The sequence below is a fragment of the Streptococcus mitis genome, assembly GCF_047465045.1.
In the GTDB taxonomy this organism is placed as follows: Bacteria; Bacillota; Bacilli; order Lactobacillales; family Streptococcaceae; genus Streptococcus; species Streptococcus mitis_DT.
Window position 1 is genome coordinate 1 of record NZ_JASHAR010000033.1, and the last position, 8,285, is coordinate 8,285.

Annotated in this window: 3 protein-coding genes and 2 pseudogenes; 3 read left to right on the forward strand and 2 right to left on the reverse strand. The window is 38.0% G+C overall.

What is annotated here, in order from left to right; all coding sequences use genetic code 11:
- On the forward strand, positions 1 to 607 hold a 607-nt coding region (locus QM409_RS10515; RefSeq protein ID WP_414305728.1), incomplete at its 5' end, for an SIALI-17 repeat-containing surface protein.
- A 112-nt stretch (positions 608 to 719) separates the two neighbouring features.
- Positions 720 to 1,580, forward strand: a complete 861-nt coding sequence (locus tag QM409_RS10520; RefSeq protein ID WP_414305729.1) for an NAD(P)H-hydrate dehydratase — start codon at positions 720 to 722, stop codon at positions 1,578 to 1,580.
- A gap of 50 nt (positions 1,581 to 1,630) precedes the next feature.
- Here QM409_RS10520 and QM409_RS10525 read toward each other — a convergent pair.
- Together QM409_RS10525 and QM409_RS10530 are read right to left on the reverse strand one after the other, a co-directional pair.
- Positions 1,631 to 2,068: pseudogene (locus QM409_RS10525) on the reverse strand (transposase); the annotation flags it as partial.
- Positions 2,069 to 2,137: 69 nt separating this feature from the next.
- A pseudogene (locus tag QM409_RS10530) lies at positions 2,138 to 2,515 on the reverse strand (transposase); the annotation flags it as partial.
- 403 nt (positions 2,516 to 2,918) lie between these two features.
- Here QM409_RS10530 and QM409_RS10535 point away from each other — a divergent pair.
- A partial coding sequence (locus QM409_RS10535; RefSeq protein WP_414310507.1) for a DUF1542 domain-containing protein occupies positions 2,919 to 8,285 on the forward strand: 5,367 nt, incomplete at its 3' end.

Genomic DNA, 8,285 nt, shown 5'->3' on the forward strand with positions numbered 1-8,285 from the left:
AGAACCAACCAATGCCAACCATCTACGGCTTGTTTCAATCCTTCCTGAGGGAGCGAAAGCACGAGTTCAAGTGAGAACACTCAAGGATGGTCAAGAGAGCTGGACAGACCTCGGTGCCATTACATCTGGTCTCCAAACTTTTGCTATCCGAAATGGTGGTTCTCTTCTAGATGTCAAATTAGTCTGGGAAGGTGGCAAGGCTGAGTTTTATGAATTGGCAAGCTTTTATCAAGAATTAACAGAAGAACCGGTTCAATCAAGCAAGGGTGAAGAACCAGCACCAGTGCTTGAAGTTCCTGAGTTCACTGGTGGAGTCAATGCCGTTGAAGCCTTAGTCAATGAAGTACCAGAGTACACAGGCCCATTATCAACCGTAGGCGGTCAAACTGCACCGACAGTAGAAAAACCAGAGTTTAAACTAAGTTCGTTAGAAAAAACTCAGACTCTAGAAGCACTAGTTCAAGTTGCCAAGGAAGACAAGAGATTGCCAGAAACTGGTGAAAAGCAGTCAGAAACAGCTATTTTCTTAGCAAGTGTTGGACTAGCCTTATCTGCTATCTTTGTAGCAAAAAGTAAAAAAGAAATTGATTTATTTTTGGAAAAATAAGATGTTTCGTAGAGGGGCTTTGTCCCCTCTTTTTCTATATGAACGAAGAGATTTATATTTAAGATGCAAGGTGGATAGACTTTATAGTATAATGAATAGAGAGGAAAAAACAATGAAAGTGATTGAGCAAGCATTATTAGAAAAAGTCATTATTGAACGTTCTCGTACAAGTCATAAAGGAAACTACGGTCGTTTGCTGTTGCTAGGTGGTACCTATCCTTATGGTGGTGCCATCATCATGTCTGCTTTAGCAGCTGTAAAAAGCGGTGCAGGATTGGTGACTGTTGGAACGGATAGGGAAAATATCCCAGCTTTGCACAGTCATTTACCTGAGGCTATGGCCTTTTCTCTTCAAGACCAGCAACTGTTAAAAGAGCAGTTGGAGAAGGCAGAAGTGGTCTTAGTGGGACCTGGTTTACGAGACGATGCTTTTGGAGAAAATCTAGTAAAACAGGTCTTTGCTAGCTTAAGACAGAATCAGATTTTGATTGTAGACGGAGGGGCCTTAACCATCCTTGCTAGAACTAGATTATCATTTCCTTCGTGTCAGCTTATCTTAACTCCCCACCAAAAAGAATGGGAAAAACTGTCTGGAATTACTATTGAAAAGCAAAACGAAGATGCAACAGCTAGTGCCCTGACTTCCTTTCCTCAAGGAACAATTTTGGTAGAGAAAGGTCCGGCTACTCGTGTTTGGCAAGTTGGCCAGTCTAATTATTATCAGTTACAGGTTGGCGGTCCCTATCAGGCGACTGGGGGAATGGGAGATACTCTGGCTGGAATGATTGCAGGATTTGCAGGCCAGTTTAAACAAGCCAGCCTCTACGAACGTGTGGTGGTAGCGACTCATCTTCATTCAGCCGCAGCCCAAGAACTAGCTCAAGAACATTATGTGGTCTTGCCGATGGAAATCAGCAGTTGTTTGCCTAAAACAATGAAAAAAATATCTCAAAAAGAGTCTGAGACAAAATAATTCTCAGCCACAAAAAAGCTAGAGATCTCTAATAGCGGAACTCTAGCTTTTTAATTTTGAGTCGTTCTCTTATTGTATTTTAGGAGGTTATTGGCCATAAGTACCAATCCCATGTCAATTCTCACTTGACGCTTCCCTCTCAGATTCCATCTCTTGTAACCCAAACAAGCCTTTATCTGCCCAAAGACAGGTTCCACCTCAATCTTGCGTTGAGCGAAAATCTGTCTACCTTCGGGAGATAAAAGCGTCTGGCATTCTTTAGTTTTTAAGTGCTGATAGCGTTCATTAATATACAGTCCCTTTTGAGGAGCTGATTCAGGTTCATCGGCGTAGTAAACCTTGATTTCCTGTTGAAAGTCCGTCTGTGTTTTCTGATATTTGATATGGTGAAAACGATAGCACCAACCATTAGGATGTGTGTAGCTATCCTCCTTGTCATTATAGTGCCAATTCCCTAAGTTTCTAGCTGACTGTTTATATCCTCGAAAATTTTTACCGCTAAATTCCCAAACTAAGTTCCGCTATGGTGGAAGTTAGTGTGAGACGTTTGAATGGGGTTAAAGGTACTTATGTTGGAGTAATTTAGACGACTGGCAGACGTCTTCTGCAGGTATTTTAGAAATGCCGAGAAGCTTAGGCATCTCTTCTCCATAGGTAAAGGCAAAGAGCTCATAGGCTGACTTTCCATTCAAAGCAGCACGTTTGACACTGTTGACATGCGAACAGACGAGATTGATATCCTCTTGAGTTAAGTTGTCAAAGGAAGTTCCTTTAGGTAGAATGTCGCAAATTAGCGTGTGATTTTTCTCAATTCTCCCTTTCTGGTCAGAGCGATTAGGGTCACAAAAGAAGAGTTTACTCTCTCCTCGCACATCCATTTCGATATCATCGACCCTGGCAAATTCTCCACCATTATCTGTCAGGATGACAGGGAAATTAGCAGATATGAAAGTAGATAGTTTTTTAGTTAGCTGAATTTAGTAGTGTAATCAATACTAAAATAAACATCTTTTGATAAGTAACTTTCAAACGGAGAGTTTTGCTGTGATTAATAGTATTATTTTTTACAACAAATAGGTTAATTCCAATGATGGATCCATCTATCAAACAACTTGCAATGAAATGTATAAAAATACAGTGCGCAGATGTCAGAAAATTGCCTACTTTCCCAAAATACTTTTTTTTTTTTTGTAAAAATTTAAGTCTAATCAGTTGAATATAAATAAAAAATACAGTAAAATAGTATGTATAAGTAATCATATTAGAATTGCAACTGTCTCAGTGACAGCTAGTATTTTGTATGGATACTAAACTAAATAAATTTTTGAGGAGAAGATAATGGGAAATAAACCATCTATGAGTCGTTCTGAACGTTTACGTCGTGAAAAAGTCACGCGTTACTCAATTCGTAAATACAGTTTTGGAGCAGCTAGCGTAGCAGTTGCTGCACTTTTCATGTTCCTAGGGAATGGAGCTGTATCAGCTAATGAACTTGGGAAACAGGATTCAACAGTTATTGAAAAAAATCTTGAAGACAAAGCACCTCAAGAGGGAGACAAGGCTGTCCAAGCTGATGCTTCAGTAACAGAAGTGACTTCTAAACCAGAAGAATCAGCAAAACCAACTCCAACATTGGATAAGTCACAATTGGAAAGCTATATTGCTGAAATTGAAGAGAAAATTTCAGCAGGTAAATACGCTAATAAGACAGAGGAGAGTATCGCTCTTTTAAATTCTGAGTTAGCTTCTGCTAAATCTGTCCTTGCTTCTGCAACTAGCCAAGATGAACTAAAAGCAGCTTATAACAAATTTGTCACTGTAGTAAGCTCAAAATTGCAAAATAAACCTGTAGAGAAAAAAGAAACACCAGTAGTAGATACTACAAATGGTAAAGAAACTGTTGGTAAAAAAGCAGAAAATACAGAGAAAAAATCTGATTCTAACTCAATTGAAAATACAGGTTCTAATGATTCACGTAATGGAAAAGCGTTAGATCGAGATAATGCTTTCCGTACAGAAGCTGTTACGAATAAGAAACCAGTTGGGAATATTCCATTCTCTAATGCGACTGCAAAAGATATTTATGTTTATAAAGGTGAAGAAACAAACATTGAATTATCAGCAACAGATGATTCTGGAAAACTTAAGGACATTCGTATAGCTGAGGGTTCAAGAGGAATTGATGCTGCTGGGGCTGCTGGCGGTAGAATAAATAATCAGTATGGACTAACGTTCTCATCTCAGAGAAATGAAACTGAAGGAATTGTAGCGACACAAGATAATCCTGCTAAGGTAACGATTACAGGGACAGTATCAGTGCCAAATCGACCAACTTATACAGGTAAGTTAGTGACACGTTATCTAGTCGCTGAAGATTTAGATGGGGCAGTATTCTCAGAACCTAGTGGAAATCAGGAAAATGCGAATCCACTACCAGAAGGCTACTTTAAGTTATGGGTTCGTGAACAAACTCAAAAATATGATATTCAAGTACAAACAAATGAAGCTGGTAAGATTGCTGTTGCCGATGTAAACAATCTTTCTCAAGCAGATTTCGAGAAAATTAAAAATAATATAAAAATTACTTATAATACAGCAGACGATGCAAGATTGCTTGATAAAAACGGTAAATTAGTAGAAAATGCTTCGAACTACATTGACACTGTAACGAAACAAGCAGATCAGATTGTTGTTACTTATAAAGACGGCTCAAGAGATTCTGTTGCTTTAACGAGTGTTTTACGCAATAATCCTATACCTACAGTAAAAGTGCCATATTCAAACCAAGCAGAGAAACAAGTTTATGTTTATAAGGGTGAAAATACGGATTTAACATTCACAGCGAATGATGATACTACTGTAAAAGATATGTACTTGCGTGGACCTGGAGATGTTAACTGGAATAATACTGAAGCTTTTGGATTCACAACAGGTAAGATTGATAATGGTGTTGTTACTGGTAAGGGTACAATTTCTGATAATAAACAGGAAGCAACCATTACAATGACAGGTGAAACCAATCTGGATGCGGGTAAACAATGGACAAGTTATGTTGTTGCTAATGACAATGATAACTTTAGTTCAATGCCAGCAGATCGTAACTTTAATGCTTTAGATATTGATCCTGATGCAAAATCTAAACCAGGATATATTCGGTTTGTCGTTAAAGATCAAACATCTAAGTATGATATTAAGGATTTAACTGATTCTACACGTATAACTGTTAATGATATTGATAATATTACAGCAACAGATTTAGCAACGATTAAGTCAAGATTGAAATTAGAGTATTCTTCAACAAATGATGACGAACGACTTGCAAGTCTAAAAGGTACAGCAGTTACTAATCCTACTTCATTAATTGATACTGTTGCAGTATCGACAACTGACTCTTCTAAGCTTGTTGTAACATATAAAGATGGTTCTGTAGATACAATTGAAAAAAGTAAAGTTTTAAATGTAAGACCGAAAGGAATTATCCCGTTCTCTAATCCAGCTACAAAAGAAATCTATGTTTATAAAGGCGAAGAAACAAATATAGAATTATCAGCAACTGATGATTCCGGAAAAATTAAAGATATTCGTATTGCTGAAGGTGGTAGAGGAAATGATGCTCCAGGTGCTGCCGGCGGTAGAATAAGAGATCAATATGGATTAACAACAGGTTACCAAAGAAATGAAACAGGAATTGAAGCAACTGAAACTAATCCAGCAAAAGTAACGATTACAGGAACAGTGTCAGTATCAGGTCAACCAAACTTTAAAGGTAACTTAATGACAAGATACTTAGTTGCAGAAGATTTAGAAGGTGCAACATTCTCTGACCCTAATGGTAATAGTGATTCAGGTAAGACAGTAGACCAAGTGCCAGAAGGATGGTTCAAACTAGTAGTTCGTGAACAAACTCAGAAATATGATATTCAAGGACAAACAGAAGAAGCTAATAAAATAGCAGTATCTGACATTAACAATTTATCAAATGATGATTTTGAAAAAATTAAAAATAACATTAAGATTCAATACAATACTGCTGATGATGAAAGATTAAAAGATAAAAATGGATCATTAGTAGAAAATGCTTCACAATATATTAAATCTATAACTAAAGAAGGCGATAAAATTGTAGTTACTTATAAAGATGGTTCTACAGATAAGTTAACTCTAACAGAAGTAGTAAAACTAGACAAACAGCCAGCAATTGATGCAGTAAACACCGCAGCAACTGAGAAAATTGCAGCAATCAACTCAACGCCAAACGCTACTGATGAAGAAAAAGCAGCGGCAATTGCTAAAGTAAATGCTGATAAAGAAAAAGCATTAACAGCAATTAATGATGCTAATGTAACGACAAAAGCAGAATTAGATAAAGCGAAAGAAGCAGGTACAACAGCAATCGCAGGGGACAATCCAGTAGTAGCGAAAAAGGCTGCTGCTAAAGCAGATGTTGAAGCAGCGCGCCAAGCGAAAGCCGATGCAATTAATGCTGATAAAAATCTAACACAAGCAGAAAAAGATGCGGCTCTTGCTAAAGTTAATAAAGCAGCTGAAGATGCAACAAAAGCTATCGATGCAGCAACGACAGATGCAGCTGTAGATACAGCAAAAGGTACTGGAGTAACAGAAATTGGGAAGGTTAATCCAGTAGCAAAACAAAATGCTAAGGATGCTATTGGGAATGCATTAACAGCTAAGAATCAGGAAATCGATGATCGTAAGGATTTAACACAAGCAGAAAAAGATGCGGCTAAGGCTGAAGCTAAGAAATTAGCGGATGCGGAACTTACAAAAGTTAATGCTCAACCTGATAATGCAGAAACGGCTGAAGCAGCAGCAGCGGCACAAAAACTTGTTAACGATGCAGAAGATAAAGGTGTTGCAGATGTAACGTCTGTATACCCAATTGCTAAAGAAGAAGCGAAAAAAGCAGTAGCAGATGAATTAGCCAAGAAAGAAAAAGAACTGGATGATCGTAAAGATTTAACAACAGAAGAAAAAGCAGCAGCTAAGAAAGAAGCGAAAGACTTAGCTAAAAAGGCTACAGATGCCATCAACGCTCAACCAGCGATTGCAGATACTTCAGATAAAGCAACAGCGGCGCAACAAGCAGTAGACACAGCTAAAACTACGGGTGTTGCGGAAGTTAAAGCAGTAAATCCAGAAGCGGTTAAGAAAAATGTGGCTAAGAAAGCAATTGAAGATGCATTAACAGCTAAAAACAACGCAATTGACGCTCGTGATGATTTAACACCTGAGCAAAAAACAGCAGCAAAAGAAGCAGCGAAAGCAAAAGCAGATGCAGCTAAAGATGCTATTGATAAAGCAACAACAGATGCGGATGTAGATCAAGCTAAAACAGATGGTGAAACAGCAGTTGCAAATGTAACTCCAGTAGCAAAAAAACCAGCTAAACAAGCAATCGCGAAAGCATTAGAAGATAAAAATGCCGAAATCGACAAACGTACGGACTTAACAGAAGAAGAAAAAGCTACAGCTAAGAAAGAAGCGAAAGATAAAGCTGATGCACAATTAGCAGAAATCGCTAAACAACCAGATGTAGCAGATACACCAGAAGCTGCACAAACAGCGCAAACAGCAGTAGATGCAGCTAAGAAAACAGGTGTTGACGAAGTAACTGCAGTAAATCCAACAGCAGTAACTAAACCAGAAGCTAAAAAAGCAATTGATGCTAAATTAGCTGAACAACTAAAAACTATCGAAAGTACTCCAGATGCTACAGATGATGAGAAGAAAGTTGCAGCAGACGCAGCTAAAGCTCTAGCAGCTAAAGCTAAGGCAGAAATCGACAAAGCAGGAACAGATGCAGATGTTAAAGCTTTAGAAGACGAAGCAAAAGCTGAAATCGAAAAATCTTTACCATTAGTTGAAGATAAACCAAATGCTCGTAAAGCAATTGACGAAGAAGCAACAGCTAAAAAAGCAGCAATTGATGCACGTCCAGATTTAACTCCTAAAGCAAAAGAAGATCTTAAAGCTCAAGTAGATAAGATTGCAGAACAAGCTAAAAAATCTGTAGATGCCGCTAAAACAGCAGAAGCTGTTGATGGAATTGAAGAGTCAGATAAAGCGGCTATTAAAGCTGTAGGTGAAGTGAATATTCCGGCTGATAAAGTTCTTGTAAATGACCCAAGTACTTTAACAGACGATGAAAAAGCTAAGGTCTTAGAAGCTGTTAAGAAAGTAAATCCAGATGCTAAAGAAATTACTCAAGATGCAGATGGAAATATTACTGTTACAACTCCAGATGGTCATCAGGAAACCATCACTCCTGAACAAGTTGTGAAAACGTCTGATACAGCAAATGAACCAAAAGCAGGAAATGATGTAGTTAAACCAGCGAATAAAGTGGTTGTAGCAGATCCAGCTAAATTAACAGATGCTGAAAAAGAAAAAATTAAAGCAGCTGTAGAAGCAGTAAATCCAAATTCTGTAGTAACAGTAGATGAAAAAGGAAATGCTAAAGTATCAACTCCAGATGGACAAACACAAGTGATTCCTGTAGATGAATTAGTACGTACTGCTGAAGATACTAAGAAACCAAATGCAGGAAACGACATCAATACACCAGCCTCTAAGACAGTCGTAGCAAATCCAGAAGCCCTTACTCCAGAAGAGAAGAAAGCAATTGAGGATAAGGTTAAAGTCGTTAACCCAGGAGCTACGGTAGTAGTAGATGATAAGGGTAAT